This is a genomic window from Pseudomonas sp. ABC1 (assembly GCF_013395055.1).
Classification (GTDB): Bacteria; Pseudomonadota; Gammaproteobacteria; order Pseudomonadales; family Pseudomonadaceae; genus Stutzerimonas.
The window spans coordinates 2,101,082-2,120,269 of sequence record NZ_CP058349.1 but is presented as its reverse complement, the minus strand read 5'-3'; the positions used below and the strand labels follow the sequence as shown (position 1 = coordinate 2,120,269).

Here is a 19,188-nt window from a genome sequence, read left to right as displayed (position 1 = left end):
GGAAGGATCGACGAACTGTCCGGGCAGGTCAGTGGCAAGTCGGACGATGTCATCCGGGTGCTGGGCGAGATCGGCGACATCGCCCGGCAGGTCAACCTGCTGGCGCTCAACGCGGCCATCGAGGCGGCGCGCGCGGGCGACTCCGGGCGTGGTTTCGCGGTGGTCGCCGACGAGGTGCGCAAGTTGGCCCAGCGCACCCTGCTGAGCGCCCAGGACGCGACGGCGCGCATGGACCTGAGCGAGCTGCAGGCACGCATGCATGAAGTCTCCAGCCACAGCCGCGAAGGGTTCGCCCAGTTGCTGGCGTCGACCAATGCCTCGCTGGAGCGAATGAACGGTTTGTTCGAAACGGTCAGTGCCGAAGTGGACAGCTTGCAGCAGACCAACCGCGTGGTGCTGGAAAGCGCCGGGCAATTGCAGGGGCGGTTGGAGCGATTGGCGGGCCTGGGGCGGCGGGCCACCGACCTGGGCGAAGCGGCGGCGCATGGCTGCGAGGGTGCCGGGTCGCCCGCGCCAGCACTCGAACGCTTGTTGCGCCAGCAGGGTCTGCCGTTGCAACGGGACTACGACCGGCTGGCGGATATCCTGCAACGCAAGCGTATTCGAATCGCCATCGAGCCGGCGTTCATCGGCCTCTCGTTCCGCCGGCGGGCCGGGGAGCCTCTGCAAGGGCTGGATGCCGACTATGCCCGCGCCTTCGCCAAGTGGCTCGGGGTGGAGCTGGAGTTCGTCGAGCAGGGATGGGAAGAGTGCCTGAGTGCCCTGGCATTCGGCCGAGCCCCTGGCGAAGCGCCCGCCGATCTGATCTGGAGCGCCCTGCCGGCGTCGCCGGCATTTCCTGGCCTGGCCTTTTCCCTGCCCTACAGCAGTTGCCCGTTGATCCTGGCGCGCCGCCGTGGCGACACGGCTATCCGCAGCCTTGGCGACCTGCAGGGCAAGGTGCTCGGTTGCGGCAACGACCCGCAGGCGCTGCAGGTGCTCGAGCAACTGGGGGTGCGCTGGGCGGCGAACCGCCAGGTGGCGGGCGGGCGCATCGAACTGGCCAACCTGATCGCGTTCTCCGATCAGAGCCGGATCCACGATGGTCTGGCCGAGGGCATCGTCGATGCGTTCGCGGTGGAGCGGCCTATCTACCACTGGGCCTGCACGGATACGCAGAGCCCCTGGCATGGGCGCCTGGAGATCCTGCCAGTCCACCTGGGCGAGCAACGCTGGTGCTACAGCGCCGGTGTGGCGGCGCGGGGCGAAAACGCCAGCCTGCTGGAGCAGGTGGACGCCTTCGTGCACGCGTTTCGCGACAGTCCGCAGCGTGCTGCGATCGAGCGGCGCTGGCAGGGCGTCGTGAGTGCATTGGAGGACGCGCCGCTGCCGGCCGGCGTGCCGGGTACGGTGGCCCTGCTGGCGAGCCGCAGTGGGCAGGAGCGTTCTGGTACGGACGCGTAGGCGGCATTCGTCGCCTGCCTCCTGGCAGCCGCCAAGGCGCAGGTGCGGGCGGGATATTGCAAATGCAAATCCATCCTAATAACCTACCGACCGTTAGGTAGCGATTTTCTTTCGCCTTCGCCTATCCCGCCACCACTGTCCAACCCGCCACATACAAGGTCCGTCTTCTATGCACTCTCGTGACACGCTCAACCTGCCCATGAGCCTGATCGCCCTGGCGCTGCTGGTGGGCGCCGCCACCCAGGCCGGCGCCGATACGACCCATGATGTCGAACTGGAATCGCTCCAGGTCATCGGCACCGCCGAGGAGCAGATCAAACAGTCCCTCGGTGTTTCCGTCATCAACAGCAGCGACATCGAGCGCGCGCCGCCGGTCAACGATCTTTCCGACATCCTGCGGCGGCAACCGGGGGTCAACCTGACCGGTAACAGCGCCTCCGGCATGCGTGGCAACAACCGCCAGATCGACATCCGTGGCATGGGGCCGGAAAACACGCTGATCCTCATCGATGGGCGCCCGGTCACGTCGCGCAACGCGGTTCGCTATGGCTGGGGCGGCGACCGCGACACCCGTGGCGATACCAACTGGGTGCCGGCCGAGCAGGTCGAGCGGATCGAGGTGCTGCGTGGCCCGGCGGCGGCCCGCTATGGCTCGGGGGCGATGGGCGGCGTGGTGAATATCATCACCAAGGCCCCTTCGACGCAAAAGGCCACAGGCTCCATGACGCTGTATACCAACCAGCCGGAAGACCGCAAGGAAGGCACCACCGACCGTGCCAACTTCAGCCTGGCGGGCCCCTTGAGCGAAACGCTCTCCGGCCGCGTATACGGTAGTTTCAACCGTGCCAAGGCCGATGCGCGCGATATCAATACCCGCCATATCGACCCGGTGGAGGGCCGCAGTGGCGCCCTCGAGCCCGGCCTGAACACCGCCGGACGCGAAGGGGTGGTCAACAAGGACGTCAGTGGCCTACTGTCCTGGCAGCCTGACGCATGGAACACCGTCGATCTGGACCTGAGTTTCTCGCGCCAGGGCAACCGTTTCGCCGGGGACTCGCCGTTCTACCTGGACGATGCCATCGAGGACATGTATGGCCGCGAGACCAACATCACCTATCGCCAGGCCTTCGCGGTCACTCACCGTGGCAGCTATGACTGGGGCGACACGCAGCTTGGCCTGAGCCATGACGTGACCCGCAACAAGCGCCAGCGCGAGGGCCTGACCGGGCGTGTCGAGGGGGCGCCTGCGGCGGGTGACGACAGCATTGCCGGGGTATTCGACACCTCGCGGTTGAAGAACACCCGGCTGCATGGGCAGGTCGACGTGCCGTTTCCGATCGCAGGTTTCGATCAGGTGCTGACGGCTGGCCTGGAGGTCAATCGCGAGCACCTCAATGACCCCGGCGGCATGCGCCAGAGCATCGACCCCAACGGCAGCGGCGGCGGTGTCCTGGAGGGCGGCTCATCGACCAGTGCAAGCCTCGACAGCCAGGCGGTCTATGTGGAAAGCAACATTGCCGCAACCCGTGACCTGACGCTGACGCCCGGCCTGCGTTTCGATCACAACGGCACCTTCGGCAGCAACTGGAGCCCCAGTCTCAACGCCGAGTACCGGCTGGCGCAGGCCTGGACCCTCAAGGGCGGTATCGCCCGCGCCTACAAAGCACCCAACCTCTACCAGTCGACCGAGAGCTACCTGTTGTCGAGCCGGGGCAATGGTTGCTGGCGCGGTGCGGGCGGCACCGGGAACAGTTGCTTCCTGGAAGGCAATGAAAACCTGAAGGCGGAAACCAGCGTCAACAAGGAGATCGGCATCGCCTACGACCCGGGCTCCTGGCGCAGCAGCCTGACGTACTTCCGCAATGATTACCGCAACAAGGTGGATGCCGGCACGACGGCGATCCGCGTGGTCAACAACCAGGATGTCTATCGCTGGGAGAACACCGGCAAGGCTCTGGTGCAAGGGCTGGAAGGCAATATCTTCCTGCCGCTGGGAACCTCGCTCGAATGGAACACCAACCTGACCTACATGATCGACTCCGAGAAGCGCTCAGGGCCGTTCAAGGGCGAGCCGCTGAGTATCATCCCCGAGTTCACGGTGAACTCGACGCTCGACTGGTTCTTCGACGATCGCCTGTCGTTCCAGGCCCTCGCCACCTGGTACGGCAAGCAGACGCCGCCGAAGCTGGCGCAGACCGGCAGCACCATCGCCACCCAGGACGAAGTGGACCCCTATGCCATTTTCGGCCTGAGCGCAGGCTACAAGGTCAGTGACAACCTGGGGCTGCGGGCCGGGGTCAGCAACCTGTTCGACAAGCGCCTGTACCGCAAGGGCAATGCTGAAAACGTCGGCGCGCAGACCTACAACGAGCGTGGACGGTCCTTCTTCGCCAGCGTGACGACGTCGTTCTGACTGGCGCCGTGCGGGGCGCTCATCGTCCCGCACGGAAAACCTGGCCGTGTTATTCGCGGCGTTTCGAATGCGTAGCCCGACTGCCCACGTCCAGTGGGCCTGATCGGTTGGCATGGCCGGTCCCCTGCCATAATATCCCCCTATTTCAAGGGGCTTGGCATGACCGCCATACGGTTACAGGAAGCAGCGCTGGCGCGCTTCGCCATACAGGGTTTCGATGCCACCTCGATGTCGGAAATCGCTTCGGATGTCGGTATCAAGAAACCCTCCATCTACGCGCACTTTCGCAACAAGGATGAGCTTTATCTCAGCCTCATCCCTCTCCTGATCAATGCCGAACTGGAACACGCCAGGCGCAGCCTGCAAGGTGGCGAACAGGTGCTTGCGCACCTGCATGAGCACTTGCGCGGTATTCGCCAGCGTTACGAGGGCTCTCACCATGTGGCGTTCTGGGTCAAGGCCTTGCTGGCGCCGCCGCTGCATATCTACGACGTGGTGATGGAGCCGATGCATGTGTTCATGGACGAACTGGAAGCCATCATTCGCGAGGCCATCGAGGACTCACCGCTGGCCGGGCGATTGTCGGCGGCCACCCTGGCCATTGCCTACATGGCCATGATCGATGCGCTGCACAGCGAGCTGGTGTATGGCGGCGTAGCCAAATACGAACGGCGCCTAGATGCCTTGTGGCAGGTCTTCGAAGCGGCCTTGAAGGGCTGACGTACGCGGTTTCGGGGTCATCAGAGGAACAGCCGCGCGACCAGTTCGGTACGGTTGCCGGCGCCGCTCTTGCGCAGCAGGTTGAGCAGGTGGGTCTTGACCGTTGGCAGGCCGATGCCGAGGGTTCGGGCAATCGCCTTGTTGGCGGTGCCATCACGCAGCAGCAGGGCGATCTGCCGTTCGCGCGCGGTCAGGCCATCCAGGCGGCTGGCAGGCTCGGGCGCGCTGCCCTGCAAGGCCAGTTGCAGCAGGCCGAGCAAGGGTTGCAGGCGTTGTAGCTCCTGGCGGCTGAACGGTGCCTGGCCATCGCGGCGGATCAGCGACAGGCCGGCGACCGGGCGCTCGGCAACCTTGGCGATCACTTCCACCACATCCACTACCTGATGCTGGCGCAGGAAGCGCTGGTACTGGCGGTTCTCGCCCGGATCGTGCAGGGCCAGTCCCTCGCGCAGCGGGATCACGGCCATGCCGGTTGCCAGGCAGGTACGCGGCTGCAGTGGATCGAGGTGGCGATAATGCTGGAGGTAGCTGTGGTGCATCGGTGCCTGCATGCCGTGCAACTGGAAGTCGCAGGCTTGCAGCCGTTCATCGATGCGATAGAACGCTGCGCAGGCGCTGGGCACCTGTTGGCTGAACGCGTGCAGGCAGTGCCGGGCGAGTGTCGGATGATGCATGGCGGCCTCCAAAACGGGCGGGCCGGAGCCCGCCAAGGGAGCGTGGATGGAGCCTTGACCTGTAATCCGCGCTCGAAGCCTGCTGGATCCTGCGGTGTGGCTGGTCGTTCAGACCACCGCGTAGTAGTGCTTGATAAAGCTGTCGCTGGTGATGTCCCAGAGCACCGGGGTGCCTTTTTCGACGTACCAGGTGTCGCCGGCTTTCAACTGGTGGCTGAGCCCGGTGGACTCGTCGGTGAGACGCAGTTCGCCACTCAGCACCGTGGCCTGCTCGCTGAACGGGTAGACCATGCGGAACTTGCCTTTGGTGGTGCCGAAGTAACCGGCGCTGACCGGGTCGGTCGGGCCGCCGCTGGTCATCCGGCCGAAGGCCTTGACCTCGCCTTCGAGGATTTCCGAGCCAAGGTCGGCCACGGTGCCCCAGGCATCCAGTTGCGCCAGGGTGATACGGGTGTCGATGACGGTAAGGGTCATGGGTGTTCTCCTGAGTGGACGGGGTTAGCGGCGGCCGTTCCAGTAGCCGGAAAGCTGGTGCCAGGTCTTGCCGCCGGTGAGTAGCAGGGGTCGCAGATGGTCCTTGCCGATGATGCTGCTGCGCCTGACTGAACTGATCAGGTCGTAGCGCGCGGAGCCTTCGCTCATGCCTTCGGCCAGCACCTTGCAGATGATGTGGCTGGGGGTGACGCCGAAACCGGAGTAGCCCTGCACGAAGAAGGCATTGGGACGGCCGGGCAGGCTGCCGATCTGTGGGAACAGGTTGGCGCTGCAAGCCATCGGGCCGCCCCAGCCGAGGTCGATCTTCACGTCCTTGAGGTAGGGGAAGATTTTCAGCATCAGGTTGCGGTTCCAGGCCTTGAGGTCCTGGGGAATGTGCTCGATGAACGAGGTGGCGGCGCCGAACAGCAGGCGGTTCTCGTTGGTCACGCGGTAGTAGTCGATGACCGGGCGAATGTCGCTGTAGGCGCCACGGATCGGGCTGATGCGCTGGATCAGTTCGTCCGGCAGCGGCTCGGTCATCATCTGGAAGGCATAGGTGTTGATGGTGCTGTGGTGCAGTTCCGGCTCCAGCTTGTTGAGGAAACTGTCGCAGGCCCACAGCAATTTGCTGGCCTTGACCGAGCCCTTGCCGGTACGCACGGTGATGCGTTCGCCGTATTTCACTTCCAGTGCCGGGCTGTATTCGAAGATCTTCACCCCGTAGCTGGCCAATGCCTTGGCTTCGCCGAGCAACAGGTTGAGCGAGTGCACGTGCCCGCCGCCCATGTGCAGCAGGGCGCTGCTGTAGGCATCGGAGCCGATGATCTGCTTGACCTCGGAGCCGCCGAGGAAGCGGATCTCATGCTTCGATCCGAGCGATTTGAATTCCCTCTCCCAGGCGCGCAGGGTCTTTTCCTGGCGGGCGTTGAAGCCCATGTAGCCGTAGCCGTGGCAGAAATCGGCATCGATGCCGTACTTGGCGATGCGGTCCTTGATGATGTCGGCGCCCATGTCGCTGATCTCGAAGATCTGCCGCAGGCCGTCTTCGCCGACGTCCTTGCGGATTTTCTCCAGGTCGTGGCCGATACCGGCCATGATCTGCCCGCCGTTGCGCCCGGTGCCACCGAAACCGAGGTAGCGGCCCTCCAGCACGACGATGTTGGTGATGCCTTTCTCGGCCAACTCCAGTGCGGTGTTGATGCCGGAGAAGCCGCCACCGATGACGACCACATCCGCCTCCAGATCTTCACGCAGGGCAGGGAAGCTCAGGTCGTACTTCTTGGTGGCGGTGTAGTAGGTGGGCGTCTCGATATTGATCATGGCTGGAACTCTCACCGAGCAATGTGGAACGGTGTGCGAGCAGGCGGAGCCTGCTGGACGTCGTCATTAAGTGCGTTAGCGACCTGTATTGTCTTGACCAGCACTGTCCGCTGGCTTGACCTGGGCTGCCAGCGGCGGGCGCGTACCCGCTGGCAGCCGCTGCAGCGATGGCTCAGGCGATCCCCAGGCACAGGTACTTCTGTTCGATATAGTCGTCGATGCCGTACTTCGAGCCCTCGCGACCAAGGCCGGATTGCTTGATGCCGCCGAACGGCGCGACCTCGGTGGAGATCAGCCCTTCGTTGATGCCGACCATGCCGTACTCCAGCGCCTCACCGACGCGCCAGGCGCGGCCCAGGTCGCGGGTGTAGAGGTAGGAGGCAAGGCCGAATTCGGTGTCGTTGGCCATGGCGATGGCCTCGGCTTCCGTGTCGAAACGGAAGATCGGCGCCAGCGGGCCGAAGGTTTCGTCGCGGGCCACCAGCATCTCCGGCGTCACCTCGCCGAGCACGGTCGGCTCGAAGAAGCTGCCGCCGAGGGCATGGGGCTTGCCACCGGCCAGCACCACGGCGCCTTTGCCGACGGCGTCATCGATATGCTCCTGGATCTTGGCCACGGCCTTGGCGTTGATCAGCGGACCTTGCTGGGCGCTGTCGTCGGTCGCGGGGGCGACACGCAAGGCGTTGACCGCCGCTACCAGGCGCTGGCTGAACGCCTCGTAGACGCCGCTCTGCACCAGCAGGCGGTTGGTGCAGACACAGGTCTGCCCGCTGTTGCGGAACTTGGAGCCGATGGCGCCCTGCACGGCAGCATCCAGGTCGGCATCGTCGAACACGATGAAGGGCGCGTTGCCGCCCAGTTCCAGGCTGACTTTCTTGATGCTGTCCGCGCACTGTGCCATCAGCAGCTTGCCGATGCCGGTGGAGCCTGTGAAGGACAGCTTCTGCACGTCCGGGTTGCCGGTCAGCTCGCCGCCAATGGCCCGCGAGTTGTTGCCGGGGACGATGTTCAGCACGCCGGCCGGGATACCCGCGCGTTCGCCGAGCACCGCCAGGGCCAGGGCCGACAGTGGCGTTTCCGACGCGGGCTTGAGCACCACGGTGCAGCCGGCGGCCAGGGCCGGGCCGACCTTGCGGGTGATCATGGCGTTGGGGAAGTTCCACGGGGTAATGGCCGCGACCACGCCGATGGCCTGCTTGATCACCACCAGGCGCCGGCCCTGCTTGTCATGCGGGATGACGTCTCCGTAGACGCGCTTGGCTTCCTCGGCGAACCACTCGATGAAGCTGGCGCCGTAGGCGATCTCGCCACGGCTTTCGGCCAGCGGCTTGCCCTGCTCCCAACTGAGCAGGCGGGCCAGGTCTTCCTGGTTTTCCATGATCAGGTTGAACCAGGTGCGCAGGATGGCGCTGCGCTCCTTGGCGGTCTTTTCGCGCCAGGCGGGCAGGGCGGCATTGGCGGCGGCGATGGCGCGGGCGGTTTCCGCCTGGCCGACGGAGGCCACTTCGGCGATCAGCTCGCCATTGGCCGGGTTGGTCACGGCGAAGCGTGCTTCGTTGTCGGCCTCGACCCATTGGCCGTCGATATAGGCCTGTTCGCGCAGCAGGTTCAGATCGGTGAGTTTCATGTCGTTCTCTTGTTCGGAATCAGTAGACGCCGCCACCGCTGGTGGTCGGCGCGGGGGCATCCTTGAACGCCGATGCCAGGGTTTGCAGGCCGCGCATCAGCACCGTGGTGTCGACGCCGACGGCGACGAACCTGGCGCCCAGCTCGATATAACGACGGGCCAGGGTCTGGTCGGTGCTGAGGATGCCCGCGGCCTTGCCCGCCTGGCCGATGCGCACGATGGCGTCTTCGATGGCGGCCTGTACGTCCGGGTGGCCGGGGTTGCCGCGATGGCCCATGGCGGCGCTGAGGTCGGCCGGGCCGATGAACACGCCATCGACGCCATCGACCGCGACGATTTCATCCAGCCTGGCCAGCCCGTCGAGGTTCTCGATCTGCACCAGCAGGCACATCTGCGCGTCGGCCTGGTCCAGGTAGCCGGGGATGCTGTTCCAGCGTGAGGCGCGGGCCAGGGCGCTGCCGACACCACGCACGCCACTCGGCGGGTAGTGGATGGCGCGCACCAGTGCACGGGCCTGTTCGGCGCTTTCCACCATCGGCACCAGCAGTGTCTGCGCGCCGATGTCGAGGATTTGCTTGATCAGCGCGGTATCGCCGATCACCGGGCGGATCACCGGTTGGCTGCCCCCTGCTTCTCTGGAGTAGGGCGCTACTGCCTGCAACTGGCCGAGCAGGCCGCGCAGGTCATTCGGTGCGTGCTCGCCGTCGATCAGCAACCAGTCGAAGCCGGCGTTGGCCGCCAGCTCGGCACAGTACGGATCGGCCAGGCCGAGCCACAGGCCGATCTGTGCCTCACCCGATTGCAGGCGTTGCTTGAAGGTATTGATGGGCATGTCCATGGAACTCTCCGCGCGGCTCAGACGAAGCGGCAGGCGATGCTGCCGAGCGAGTCGTAATCGACATGGAAGGTGTCGCCAGGGCGTGCCGCCACCGGGCGAGTGAAAGAGCCGCCGAGGATGACCTGGCCGGCTTCCAGGGTGACGCCGTAGGGCGCCAGCTTGTTGGCCAGCCAGGCCACGCCCTTGGCCGGGTGGTTGAGCACAGCGGCGGACACCCCGGACTCCTCGATCACACCGTTGCGGTAGAGCACCGCCGGCACCTTGCGCAGGTCGACTTCACTCGGTCGTACGGCGCGACCGCCCATTACCACGCCGGCGTTGGCGGCGTTGTCCGAGATGGTGTCGAACACCTTGCGCGTGGCTTGGGTCTGCGGGTCGACCTGCTGGATACGGGCGTCGATGATTTCCAGTGCCGGGATCACCCATTCGGTCGCTTCCAGCACGTCGAAGACCGTGCAACCGGGCCCTCGCAGCGGCTTGCCGAGGATGAATGCCAGCTCCACTTCCACGCGTGGCACGATGAAGCGCTCGAAGGGGATGTCGCTGCCTTCGTCGAAGAACATGTCGTCGAGCAGGGCGCCGTAGTCCGGCTCGGTGATGTTCGACGACACCTGCATGGCCCGCGAGGTCAGGCCGATCTTGTGGCCGACCAGCTTGCGTCCGCCCTCGATCTTGCGTGCCACCCAGGCGCGCTGGATGGCGTAGGCGTCCTCGATGGTGATCTGCGGGTGTTCCAGGGAGAACTGGCGCACCTGCTGGCGTGAACGTTCGGCGCTGTCGAGGCGTTCGGCAGCGTGTTGGACGAGGGTGGCATCGAGCATGGATAGGGTTCCTCAGGCGTTCTGCCGGGCAAGGAAGGCGTGAACGTTGTTCTGTTTGTAGTTGAGCGTGTCGTGCAACTCGCTCATCTCGAAGGAAATGGCCAACAGGCGGCGGGCTTGCAGATCGGCGAAGTGTGCGGTGATCAGGGCGAACAGGCCGTCGGCGACCTGCTTGCGGGTTTCCAGGTCGCGTCCGGCACCGACCTTGAGGGTGATGTGGACAAAGGCGTAGTCGTGCTGGCCGTCGGCCATGCGCCAGGTGTCCAGGCGCAGGCCCCGGCTGCGGATACCGCCGAGCGGGAACACGCCGCTGGCGCCCAGGTAGCCATGGACCTGCTCGAACAGCTCGGGCAGGCGGGCTTCGGACTCGATGTTGTCGGTGTATTCGACGATGAAGTGCGGCATGAAAGGCCTCCTGTACGGGCCGCCAGCGGGCGGCCCGCAACGACTCAGAGCGGGAATACGGCGTTAATCTGGCCGGTGCCGGAGCTGGGGAAGACATCGGTGAGAATCTCCGCCTTGCCCTGGTACTGGTCCCAGCCGAGAGCGCCGAGCAGCATGGCGGTGTCGTGCATGCCACCCTCGCCGAAGCAGTACTCGGCGTATTCCGGCAGCATGGCGCAGAAGTCGGCCCATTCGGCGTTGCGCCACATTTCCACCACGCGCTTGTCCACCTGGCGGTCGAACTCGCGGGTGTAGGCGTTGAGCTTGTCCTGGGCGATGCGGTCCCAGGCAAAACGGTGGGACAGCGAGCCGCTGGCGAGCAGCGCGACGGTGCCGTCGTAGCGCTCGATGGCCTGGCGCAGGCCTTCGCCGAAGCGGCGACTGTCTTCCAGTTCATGGGAGGTACAGAACGCTGACACCGAAACCACTTTGAAGCTCTGGTCTTCGTTCATGTAGCGCATCGGTACCAGGGTGCCGTATTCCAGTTCCAGGCTGGCGATGTTGTGCGCCTGCACGCGGACGTCGAATTTGGCGATCTCTTCCGCCATCAGTGCCCCCAGCTCGGGGTTGCCGGGGTACTCGAAGGGCATGTCGCGAATGAAGTGGGGCAACTCGTTGCTGGTGTAGATGCCCTTGAAGTGTGCGCCGCAGTTGATGTGGAAGGCGCTGTTGACCAGCCAGTGGCTGTCGAACACGACGATGGTGTCGACGCCGAGTTCGCGGCAGCGGCGGCCGATTTCCTTGTGGCCGTCGATCGCCGCCTGGCGGCAACCCTGGTGTGGGCCGGGCAATTCGGACAGGTACATGGATGGAACGTGTGTGACTTTGGCAGCCAGAGCGAGTGTGCCCATGACAGTTCTCCTTGTAAGGCGGCCGCTGGGAGCGGTACGCGAATTGTTATGACTGTTTACACGCCGGCCTGGATGGCGCCCCCTCGCCGCGCCTGTATGGCACGGACGGGGAGCGCTCGCTGGGTTGGCCTACAGACCCCAGCGCGGGATGTGGTGGCTGCCCATGGAAATGCAGACGTTCTTGATCTCGGCGAACACTTCGAAGCTGTATTCGCCGCCTTCACGGCCGGTACCCGAGCCTTTCACGCCGCCGAACGGCTGGCGCAGGTCGCGCACGTTCTGGCTGTTGATGAACACCATGCCGGCCTCGATGCCACGCGCCAGGCGATGTGCCTTGCCGATGTCCTGGGTCCAGATGTAGGAGGCCAGGCCGTACTCGGTGTCGTTGGCCAGGCGCAGGGCTTCGGCTTCGTCCTTGAACTTGATCAGGCACACCACCGGGCCGAAGATTTCTTCCTGGGCGATGCGCATGCGGTTGTCGACGTCGGCGAACACGGTCGGCTGGATGAACTGCCCCCTGGCCAGGTGTGCCGGCAGGCCTGCCGGACGCTCCAGACCGCCAGCGACCAGATTGGCGCCTTCTTCGATGCCGATCCTGATGTAGCCGGTGACCTTGTCGTAGTGCGCCTGGGTGATCATCGAGCCGACCTGGGTCTTCGGGTCGGTCGGGTCGCCGACGATCAGGCGTTTGGCACGGGCGGCGAACTCGGCGACGAACTGGTCGTAGACGGTTTCCTGGATGAAGATGCGGCTGCCGGCGGTGCAGCGTTCGCCGTTCAGCGAGAAGATGGTGAACAGTGCGGCGTCGAGGGCACGATCCAGGTCGGCGTCGTCGAAGATCACCACCGGGCTCTTGCCACCCAGCTCCATCGAGTATTTCTTCAGGCCGGCGGTCTGCATGATCTTGCGGCCGGTGGCGGTGCCACCGGTGAAAGAGATCGCGCGCACGTCCGGGTGACGCACCAGGGCATCGCCCGCGGTGGCGCCATAGCCTTGCACCACGTTCAGCACGCCCTCGGGGATGCCGGCTTCCAGTGCCAGGCGGCCGAGTTCGTTGGCGGTCAGTGGCGACAGTTCGCTCATCTTCAAGACCGCGGTGTTGCCCAGGGCCAGGCACGGCGCGGTCTTCCAGGTGGCGGTCATGAACGGCACGTTCCACGGCGACACCAGCCCACACACGCCGACCGGCTGGTACAGGGTGTAGTTGAGCATCTGGTCGTCGACCGGGTAGCTGTGGCCATCCATGCGCGTGCAGACCTCGGCGAAGAAGTCGAAGTTGTGCGAGGCGCGCGGGATCAGCACGTTCCTGGTCTGGTGGATCGGCAGGCCGGTGTCGAGGGTTTCCAGCTCGGCCAGTTTCGGTACGTTCTGGTCGATCAGTTCACCCAGCTTGCGCATCAGCCTGGCGCGTTCCTTGGCCGGGGTGTTGGACCACTTGGGGAAGGCGGCCTTGGCGGCGGCGACAGCCTGGTCGATCTCGTCGGTGCCGCCGCTGGCGACCTCGCCGATGACTTCGGCGGTGGCCGGGTTGTAGTTGGTGAAAGTCTCTTTGCTCTCGACTTCCTTGCCGTTGATCCAGTGCTTGATCATGTCGGTTCTTCTCTTGTCTTGTTTAGCCGCGAGCGGCAAAGAATTCGGTTTCGCTGACGATGCGGTTGGCCAGGCGGCCAACGCCTTCCACCTCCACCACCACTTCGTCGCCCGGCACCACGTCGGCCAGGCCTTCCGGCGTGCCGGTGGCGATCATGTCGCCCGGCTGCAGGGTCATGAAGCTGGAGAAGTATTCGATCAGGTAGGGGATGTCGAAGATCATGTCGGCGGTTGTGCCGTCCTGTTTCAGCTCACCGTTGATCCAGGTGCGCAGCCTGAGCTTCGACGGATCCGGCACGTCTGCGGCATCGACGATCCACGGGCCGACCGGTGTGGTGGCGTCGCGGTTCTTCACCCGCAGGTTGGGGCGGTAGTAGTTTTCCAGGTAGTCGCGGATGGCGTAGTCGTTGCAGACGGTGTAGCCGGCCAGGTAGTCCAGCGCGTCCTCGCGCTTGACGTTGCGCGCCGGCTTGCCGATCACCGCCACCAGTTCGCACTCGTAGTGCATGTACTTGACGTTGTCCGGGCGCCAGGTCACCTGGTTGTGGCCGGTGTAGGTGCCGGGCGACTTGATGAAGGCCAGTGGTTCGGTCGGTGCCTTGAACGCCAGCTCGGCGGCGTGATCGGCGTAGTTCAGGCCGAGGGCGAACATGCTGCCCTGGGCCGGTGGCAGCCATTCCACGTCCTGCTCGGCGAGCAGGCGGCCGTCGGCCAGGCGCACGGCGTTGCCGTCTTCGACGGTGACGGCGAAGGTTTCGCCCTGATAGCGGATACGCGCGTGTTTCATCAGGCTTCCTCCGCCACGATGTGATTGGTCAGGCGGCCAAGGCCGTCGATCTCCACCACCACTTCGTCGCCCGGCTGCACGTCGACGCGGCCTTCCGGCGTTCCGGTGATGAGTACGTCGCCCTTGTGCAGGGTCATGAACTCGCTCAGTTCGGCGATCAACTGGCCGATGCCGCGCACCAGGTTCGCCGTGGTGTTCTGCTGGCGCACTTCGCCGTTGACCAGCAGGCGCAGCTCCAGCCTGCCGGGTTCGGGCACTGCATCGACAGGCACCACTTCGTCGCCGATGGCACAGAAACCGTCGCGGCACTTGGCCTTGACCGCCGGGCGGTAGTAGCTGTCTTCCGGCAGGCTGAACTCATTCACCAGCACATAGCCGGCCACATGCTCCAGCGCCCTCTCGGCACTGACGCGGCTGGCATCGCTACCGATCACCACGCCGAGCGCAGGGCCGGGTTGCAGGCGTTCGCCACTGGGAGCGATGACCGCCTGGCCATTGCCGTTGCGGGTGTTGGAGGTCTTGATGAACAGCACCGGTTTGACCGGCGGCTTCTGGTAGGGCGGCTGGCCGAACTCGTCGAGGCGACCTGCCAGCAGCCCTTGGTAGTTCAGGGCGACGCCGAACAGGCTGCCGGTGGCCAGTTCGCTGGCATTGAGGGGCATGGTCTACTCCTGGGTGGTGACAGCTGCACCTGGACATCGGTCGTGTGCAGTCAGTCGCGTTATCGTTAACATGAAAACTTTTATAGTTAATATATTAATCATCGTCAAGGCATGCGCGCCTGGAGGCCATGCCTGCCTGCTGCTATTTAAGCGGTCAGCCGCGGGTTGTGATTGTCTTCTCCTGCCAGGGACTTGATTGCCCATGACACGCCTGGGTGAATTCCCGAGGCCTTCGAAAGATTGGTTAAACTGTTCACTTCCATGACCTTGCGGGCTTTCGAAACATGTCCAACACCAGACCCTCCCTGACCCTCACGCTGTTGCAGGCCCGAGAAGCCGCCATGGCGTTCTTCCGCCCGCTGCTCAACCAGCACGGGCTGACCGAGCAGCAGTGGCGGATCGTGCGCATCCTGCGCCAGCAGGGCGAACTGGAAAGCCATCAACTGGCGCGCCAGGCCTGCATTCTCAAACCGAGCATGACCGGCGTGCTGGGGCGGCTGGAGCGCGATGGCCTGGTGCGCCGCTGGAAGTCGCCCCAAGACCAGCGGCGGGTGTACGTCAACCTGACCGAGAAGGGGCAGCAGTGCTTCGTCTCCATGAGCGACGGGATGGAGAGCAACTACCAGAAGATCCAGGCGCAGTTCGGCGAAGAGAAGCTGCAGCAACTGCTTGGGCTGCTCAATGAACTGAAACAGGTCAAGCCCTGAGTACCTGTTCACGATCTGCTACGCGTCGGCCCTACTGCGTTAAAAACAGGCTCGGAATGCTCATTTACAACTCGTAAACTCCGCTTCCTCGCCTGTTTTTGCCTTGTAGTGCTCTAGCTCGCGAGATCGTGAACAGGTTCTGAGAGCGCGAGAGCCGGAGGGGTATCCATGCGTGAGGTGCAAGCCATCCCCAACATCGACATCGGCCAGGTCTACGACCAGCGCTATGCCGATGCCGACGTGCACTACGAGGCGCTGGGCAAGCTGGCCGATTTCTTCGGCCGCAACATGCCGGTGCACCGGCACGACCGGTTCTTCCAGATTCATTACGTCAAGAGTGGTGCGGTACGGGTCTACCTGGACGACCAGCAGTATCACCGCGAGGGGCCGCTGTTCTTCCTGACGCCGCCGACCATTCCCCATGCCTTCGTCACCGAGGCGGACAGCGATGGCCATGTGCTGACCGTGCGCCAGCAATGGGTCTGGCCGTTGCTGGAGGCCGACCAGGGCCTTGCCGACGGGCCGCGCATCGGTGCGGTCTGCGTGGCGTTCGATGATCTGGACGAGCGCTTTGCTGGCGACATCCTCCGCGTCGACCAGTGTTTCGATGCATTGCGTGACGAGTTCACCGCCAATCGCCCGGGCCGTTCATCGTGCCTGGAAGCGCTGACGCGGCTGCTCCTGATCAGCCTGCTGCGCTTATCGAGCCGTTCGCTGACGGCACAGCCGACACGGCGCAACGACCTGCATTTCTTTCACCATTTCAACGCACTGATCGAACGGCATTACGCCGAGCATTGGTCGCTGGGCATTTATGCCGAGCGCCTTGGGGTCACCGAAGCGCGCCTCAACGATATCTGCCGACGCATCGCCGGCCTGCCGTCCAAGCGCCTGGTGCACGAGCGGCTGATGCAGGAGGCCCGGCGCCTGTTGCTGTTCTCCGGGTGCACGGCCAACGAAATCAGCTATCGCCTGGGTTTCACCGATCCGGCTTATTTCAGCCGTTTCTTCCATCGCAATGCGGGGATGGCGCCGGGCGAGTATCGCCAGCGACATCTGGCCGAGAAGGAGGATGCCTGGCGCTGAACAGGGCCTGGCTCTGGCTTGACAGTGGATGATAAAAATTAATTTATTAACGAATAGCGTGAAGCCGTACAGGCTTACCGGCCCGCCATACATGCAGCGTACGGCCTGCAAGCTGTCGTTGGCCACCTTCTCCTGACCCTGCGTTCCCCGGAGTTCTTATGCCGCCCATTGCCAGGCCCCAGAGCCTGATTGTCCTGCTCGCCGCGTTGGTGGCGTTCGGTCCGTTGTCGATCGACATGTACCTGCCGAGCTTGCCGAGCATCGGTCGCGACCTCGATGCCGGCGAGGCGCAGGTGCAGATGACCATCAGCCTGTTCCTCGGCGGCCTCTGCCTGGGCATGCTGTTCTATGGCCCGCTGTCGGACCGCTTCGGCAGGCGCCGATTGCTGCTCGGCGGTATCGTCCTGTACCTGGTGGCCAGCCTTGGCTGCGCGCTGGCCGATGATGTCGGACAACTGCAATTCTGGCGCTTGCTGCAGGCATTGGGCGGGGCGGCGGCCTCGGTACTGGCACGGGCCATCGTGCGTGACCTGTTCCCCCTGGGGGATGCGGCCAGGGTCTTGTCGCTGATGCATCTGGTGACGATGCTGGCGACCCTGGTTGCCCCCTTGCTTGGCGGTTACCTGATGCACCTGGCTGCTTGGCGCTCGCAGTTCCTGCTGTTGCTGGGATTCGCCGCAATCTGCCTGCTGGCGGTGGCCTGGAAGATTCCCGAAACCCATCCGCCCAGTGCCCGTGGCGCCTCCCTGGGGCAGGCGTTCCGTGCCTATGGGCGAATGGCCAGGGAGCCGCTGGCGCTGGGCTATACCCTCTGCATGGGGGCGTGCTTTGGCGGTATGTTCGCTTTCATCAGCGCTTCGCCGTTTATTTACATCGAGCATTTCGGGGTGTCGCCGATGGGCTACGCCTGGCTGTTCGCGCTGAATATCCTCGGCATTATCGTGGTGACGTTGCTCAATGCACGCCTGGTCGTGGAGCTGGCGCCGCAGCGCATACTGGCGGGGGCTACCTGGGTCATCGCGACGGCGGGAGGGGTGCTCGCACTGGTGGGGCTGTCCGGCTGGGGCGGTTTACCCATGCTGGTGGTGGCCGTGCTCGGCTACATCAGCTTCACCGGCATGATCGGCGCCAACTGCCTGGCCTGCCTGCTCGCGGCCTATCCGCAGCAGGCTGGTGCGGCGGCGGGGCTGGCGGTGGCCATGCAGTTCGGCCTGGGCATGCTGGGCAGTGCGTTGGTCAGTGCCCTGCACGACGGGACGCCCCTGCCGATGTGCCTGGTGCTGGCCGGTGCCGGCGGCCTCAGCCTGCTGGCGTGTCGCGTGGCGCTACGCCGGTTCTGATGGGTCAGGGCCGTTGCTGCCATCGTGCCTGGGCACAGTAGAGCAGCAGTACGCCGGCGGCGATCGCCAGGGCCAGCGGTGCACCCAGGCGGGCTGCGATCAGCCCGGCGAGCAGCCCGCCGATGGCGTCGAAGCCGAAGCGCAGCGAGGTGTACAGCGCCACCGCACGGCCACGCAGATGCTCTGGTGCGGCACTCTGCAGGATGATGTTGGTGCCGACGTTGTTGACGGTGACGCCGAAACCGAGCACGGCCATGGCCAGCAACGACAACGGCAGGTAGCGGCTGAACGCGAACAGCGGCAGGGTCAGTCCACAGGCCAGCGCCGACCAGGCAATCAGCCGGGGCAGCTTCTCTGCGGTGCGCTGGTTCGCCAGTAACAGGGTCGCCAGCAGCGAGCCGAGGCCCGCAGCGCCCCACAGCCAGCCCAGGGTGGAGGCATCGCCGGCGAAGATATCGCGGGCGAACACCGGCAATAGCACCACATAGCTGGATGCCGTCAGGTTGACGGCCATCACGCCGAGCATCAGTCGCCGAATGCCGGCATCGCCGAGGGCGTAGGCCAGTCCCTCGCCGAAGATCGTGCGAAAGGAGCCGCTGGCCCTGGGTGTCGGGGCCATGCGCATCAGCAGCAGGCCCGCCACCAGCCCCAGGTACGACAGCGCATTGAGCGTGAAACAGATCGCTTCGCCGACCAGCCCCAGCAGCAGGCCGGCCAGGGGTGGGCCGATGAAGCGCGACAGGGTGAACAGCATGGCGTTCAGTGCCAGGGCATTGGGCAGGTCCTGGCGGTCGCCGACGAACTGGCTGAGCAGGGATTGGCGCAGCGGGGTGTCGATGGCATTGAGCACGCCCAGCAGCGAGGCCATGGCGAGGATCAGCTCCGGCCCCATGTGGCCAGCGGCGGTGAGCAGTGCCAGCGCCACGGCCTGCACGCCGAGCAGGGTCTCGATGACGATCAGCAGGCGGCGCTTGTCGTGCCGGTCGATCCAGGCACCGGCGACAGGGCCGAGCAGGAGTTGTGGCAACAGCGCGGCGAAGGTCGTGGCACCGAGCAACGCGGCCGAGTCGGTGAGGCGGTAGATCAACCAGGCCAGGGCCACCTGTTGTACCCAGGTGCCCAGGGTGGAAAGCGCATGCCCTGCGAAATACAGGCGGAAGTTGCGGTGGCGCAGCGCACGCAGGGCATCGGGCCAGGTCGTCATGTTCGGGCGGCGATCAGGATGAGGGAGGACGCATGCTAATGCCTTGGCGTATTCATTAACAGATTAATGTTATTCGGCCTTCCCGCCTGTTCGCGAACGCTGTGCGCACCTGTGGCGACTCCCGCTGTATCGGCCATGAAAAGTGCAAGTTTGTCTCTGTTTCGTACATTTTTGCTGTCGATGC

The 19,188-nt window shown here is 64.7% G+C and carries 18 protein-coding genes and 1 pseudogene; 7 read left to right on the top strand and 12 right to left on the bottom strand.

What is annotated here, in order from left to right:
• Positions 1-69: 69 nt before the first annotated feature.
• The 4 genes and pseudogenes from HW090_RS18165 to HW090_RS09355 form a co-directional block, all read left to right on the top strand.
• Positions 70-372 (top strand): annotated as a pseudogene (locus tag HW090_RS18165) (methyl-accepting chemotaxis protein); the annotation flags it as partial.
• A complete protein-coding gene (locus tag HW090_RS18160; protein ID WP_256930800.1) occupies positions 364-1,443 on the top strand; it encodes a transporter substrate-binding domain-containing protein in 1,080 nt (359 codons plus the stop codon). The pseudogene HW090_RS18165 and the gene HW090_RS18160, both read left to right, overlap by 9 nt.
• A 169-nt stretch (positions 1,444-1,612) precedes the next feature.
• Positions 1,613-3,856: a FepA family TonB-dependent siderophore receptor gene (locus HW090_RS09360; protein ID WP_179113274.1), complete on the top strand. Its 2,244-nt coding sequence runs from the start codon at positions 1,613-1,615 to the stop codon at positions 3,854-3,856.
• Between the two features lie 159 nt (positions 3,857-4,015).
• Positions 4,016-4,576 (top strand): TetR/AcrR family transcriptional regulator, encoded by a 561-nt coding sequence (locus HW090_RS09355; RefSeq protein ID WP_179113273.1) that lies wholly within the window; start codon positions 4,016-4,018, stop codon positions 4,574-4,576.
• A gap of 20 nt (positions 4,577-4,596) precedes the next feature.
• On the opposite strand, the gene HW090_RS09350 is transcribed toward HW090_RS09355, so the two are convergent.
• From HW090_RS09350 to HW090_RS09300, 11 genes are all read right to left on the bottom strand, one after another.
• Entirely contained in the window at positions 4,597-5,250 is a 654-nt protein-coding gene (locus HW090_RS09350) for a helix-turn-helix transcriptional regulator (RefSeq protein ID WP_179113272.1), read from the bottom strand.
• Between the two features lie 108 nt (positions 5,251-5,358).
• Positions 5,359-5,724 carry a cupin domain-containing protein gene (locus HW090_RS09345; RefSeq protein ID WP_179113271.1) on the bottom strand — a complete coding sequence of 122 codons (366 nt, stop codon included), beginning with the start codon at positions 5,722-5,724 and terminating at the stop codon, positions 5,359-5,361.
• Between the two features lie 24 nt (positions 5,725-5,748).
• Positions 5,749-7,047, bottom strand: a complete 1,299-nt coding sequence (locus tag HW090_RS09340; RefSeq protein ID WP_179113270.1) for an FAD-binding oxidoreductase — start codon at positions 7,045-7,047, stop codon at positions 5,749-5,751.
• Between the two features lie 172 nt (positions 7,048-7,219).
• Positions 7,220-8,674 (bottom strand): NAD-dependent succinate-semialdehyde dehydrogenase, encoded by a 1,455-nt coding sequence (locus tag HW090_RS09335; RefSeq protein WP_179113269.1) that lies wholly within the window; start codon positions 8,672-8,674, stop codon positions 7,220-7,222.
• A 19-nt stretch (positions 8,675-8,693) separates the two neighbouring features.
• A complete protein-coding gene (gene hpaI, locus HW090_RS09330; protein ID WP_179113268.1) occupies positions 8,694-9,512 on the bottom strand; it encodes a 4-hydroxy-2-oxoheptanedioate aldolase in 819 nt (272 codons plus the stop codon).
• A 17-nt stretch (positions 9,513-9,529) separates the two neighbouring features.
• Entirely contained in the window at positions 9,530-10,333 is an 804-nt protein-coding gene (gene hpaH, locus HW090_RS09325) for a 2-oxo-hept-4-ene-1,7-dioate hydratase (RefSeq protein WP_179113267.1), read from the bottom strand.
• A 12-nt stretch (positions 10,334-10,345) separates the two neighbouring features.
• Complete coding sequence (locus HW090_RS09320) at positions 10,346-10,738, bottom strand: 5-carboxymethyl-2-hydroxymuconate Delta-isomerase (protein WP_179113266.1); 393 nt, start codon at positions 10,736-10,738, stop codon at positions 10,346-10,348.
• A gap of 44 nt (positions 10,739-10,782) precedes the next feature.
• Positions 10,783-11,628, bottom strand: a complete 846-nt coding sequence (hpaD, locus tag HW090_RS09315; protein ID WP_179113265.1) for a 3,4-dihydroxyphenylacetate 2,3-dioxygenase — start codon at positions 11,626-11,628, stop codon at positions 10,783-10,785.
• A gap of 129 nt (positions 11,629-11,757) precedes the next feature.
• The gene (gene hpaE / locus HW090_RS09310; RefSeq protein ID WP_179113264.1) at positions 11,758-13,218 is read right to left on the bottom strand and encodes a 5-carboxymethyl-2-hydroxymuconate semialdehyde dehydrogenase; all 1,461 of its coding nucleotides are present in this window, start codon (positions 13,216-13,218) and stop codon (positions 11,758-11,760) included.
• 22 nt (positions 13,219-13,240) lie between these two features.
• Entirely contained in the window at positions 13,241-14,005 is a 765-nt protein-coding gene (locus HW090_RS09305; RefSeq protein WP_179113263.1) for a fumarylacetoacetate hydrolase family protein, read from the bottom strand.
• Positions 14,005-14,667: a fumarylacetoacetate hydrolase family protein gene (locus HW090_RS09300; protein ID WP_179113262.1), complete on the bottom strand. Its 663-nt coding sequence runs from the start codon at positions 14,665-14,667 to the stop codon at positions 14,005-14,007. Before HW090_RS09300 ends, HW090_RS09305 begins: the two co-directional genes overlap by 1 nt.
• Positions 14,668-14,951: 284 nt before the next feature.
• Here HW090_RS09300 and hpaR point away from each other — a divergent pair, with 284 nt between their 5' ends.
• From hpaR to HW090_RS09285, 3 genes are all read left to right on the top strand, one after another.
• Positions 14,952-15,374 (top strand): homoprotocatechuate degradation operon regulator HpaR, encoded by a 423-nt coding sequence (hpaR, locus tag HW090_RS09295; protein ID WP_179113261.1) that lies wholly within the window; start codon positions 14,952-14,954, stop codon positions 15,372-15,374.
• A gap of 168 nt (positions 15,375-15,542) precedes the next feature.
• Positions 15,543-16,460, top strand: coding sequence for a 4-hydroxyphenylacetate catabolism regulatory protein HpaA (gene hpaA / locus HW090_RS09290; protein ID WP_179113260.1), 918 nt, complete (start codon positions 15,543-15,545; stop codon positions 16,458-16,460).
• A 158-nt stretch (positions 16,461-16,618) separates the two neighbouring features.
• Positions 16,619-17,800, top strand: coding sequence for a Bcr/CflA family multidrug efflux MFS transporter (locus HW090_RS09285; protein WP_179113259.1), 1,182 nt, complete (start codon positions 16,619-16,621; stop codon positions 17,798-17,800).
• Between the two features lie 4 nt (positions 17,801-17,804).
• Here the strand turns inward: HW090_RS09285 and HW090_RS09280 are convergent, their stop codons facing one another.
• Positions 17,805-19,004 carry an MFS transporter gene (locus tag HW090_RS09280; protein WP_179113258.1) on the bottom strand — a complete coding sequence of 400 codons (1,200 nt, stop codon included), beginning with the start codon at positions 19,002-19,004 and terminating at the stop codon, positions 17,805-17,807.
• Between the last annotated feature and the right edge of the window lie 184 nt (positions 19,005-19,188).

Bases quoted from the DNA above. Each gene is read 5' to 3' on its own strand.
- hpaA (WP_179113260.1), top strand. From the start codon at position 15,543: ATGCGTGAGGTGCAAGCCATCCCCAACATCGACATCGGCCAGGTCTAC.
- HW090_RS09300 (WP_179113262.1), bottom strand. From the start codon at position 14,667: ATGCCCCTCAATGCCAGCGAACTGGCCACCGGCAGCCTGTTCGGCGTC.
- HW090_RS09285 (WP_179113259.1), top strand. From the start codon at position 16,619: ATGCCGCCCATTGCCAGGCCCCAGAGCCTGATTGTCCTGCTCGCCGCG.
- HW090_RS09345 (WP_179113271.1), bottom strand. From the start codon at position 5,724: ATGACCCTTACCGTCATCGACACCCGTATCACCCTGGCGCAACTGGAT.
- HW090_RS09360 (WP_179113274.1), top strand. From the start codon at position 1,613: ATGCACTCTCGTGACACGCTCAACCTGCCCATGAGCCTGATCGCCCTG.
- hpaD (WP_179113265.1), bottom strand. From the start codon at position 11,628: ATGGGCACACTCGCTCTGGCTGCCAAAGTCACACACGTTCCATCCATG.
- hpaR (WP_179113261.1), top strand. From the start codon at position 14,952: ATGTCCAACACCAGACCCTCCCTGACCCTCACGCTGTTGCAGGCCCGA.
- HW090_RS09340 (WP_179113270.1), bottom strand. From the start codon at position 7,047: ATGATCAATATCGAGACGCCCACCTACTACACCGCCACCAAGAAGTAC.
- HW090_RS09335 (WP_179113269.1), bottom strand. From the start codon at position 8,674: ATGAAACTCACCGATCTGAACCTGCTGCGCGAACAGGCCTATATCGAC.
- hpaI (WP_179113268.1), bottom strand. From the start codon at position 9,512: ATGGACATGCCCATCAATACCTTCAAGCAACGCCTGCAATCGGGTGAG.
- HW090_RS09355 (WP_179113273.1), top strand. From the start codon at position 4,016: ATGACCGCCATACGGTTACAGGAAGCAGCGCTGGCGCGCTTCGCCATA.
- hpaE (WP_179113264.1), bottom strand. From the start codon at position 13,218: ATGATCAAGCACTGGATCAACGGCAAGGAAGTCGAGAGCAAAGAGACT.
- HW090_RS09320 (WP_179113266.1), bottom strand. From the start codon at position 10,738: ATGCCGCACTTCATCGTCGAATACACCGACAACATCGAGTCCGAAGCC.
- HW090_RS09280 (WP_179113258.1), bottom strand. From the start codon at position 19,004: ATGACGACCTGGCCCGATGCCCTGCGTGCGCTGCGCCACCGCAACTTC.
- HW090_RS09305 (WP_179113263.1), bottom strand. From the start codon at position 14,005: ATGAAACACGCGCGTATCCGCTATCAGGGCGAAACCTTCGCCGTCACC.
- HW090_RS09350 (WP_179113272.1), bottom strand. From the start codon at position 5,250: ATGCATCATCCGACACTCGCCCGGCACTGCCTGCACGCGTTCAGCCAA.
- hpaH (WP_179113267.1), bottom strand. From the start codon at position 10,333: ATGCTCGATGCCACCCTCGTCCAACACGCTGCCGAACGCCTCGACAGC.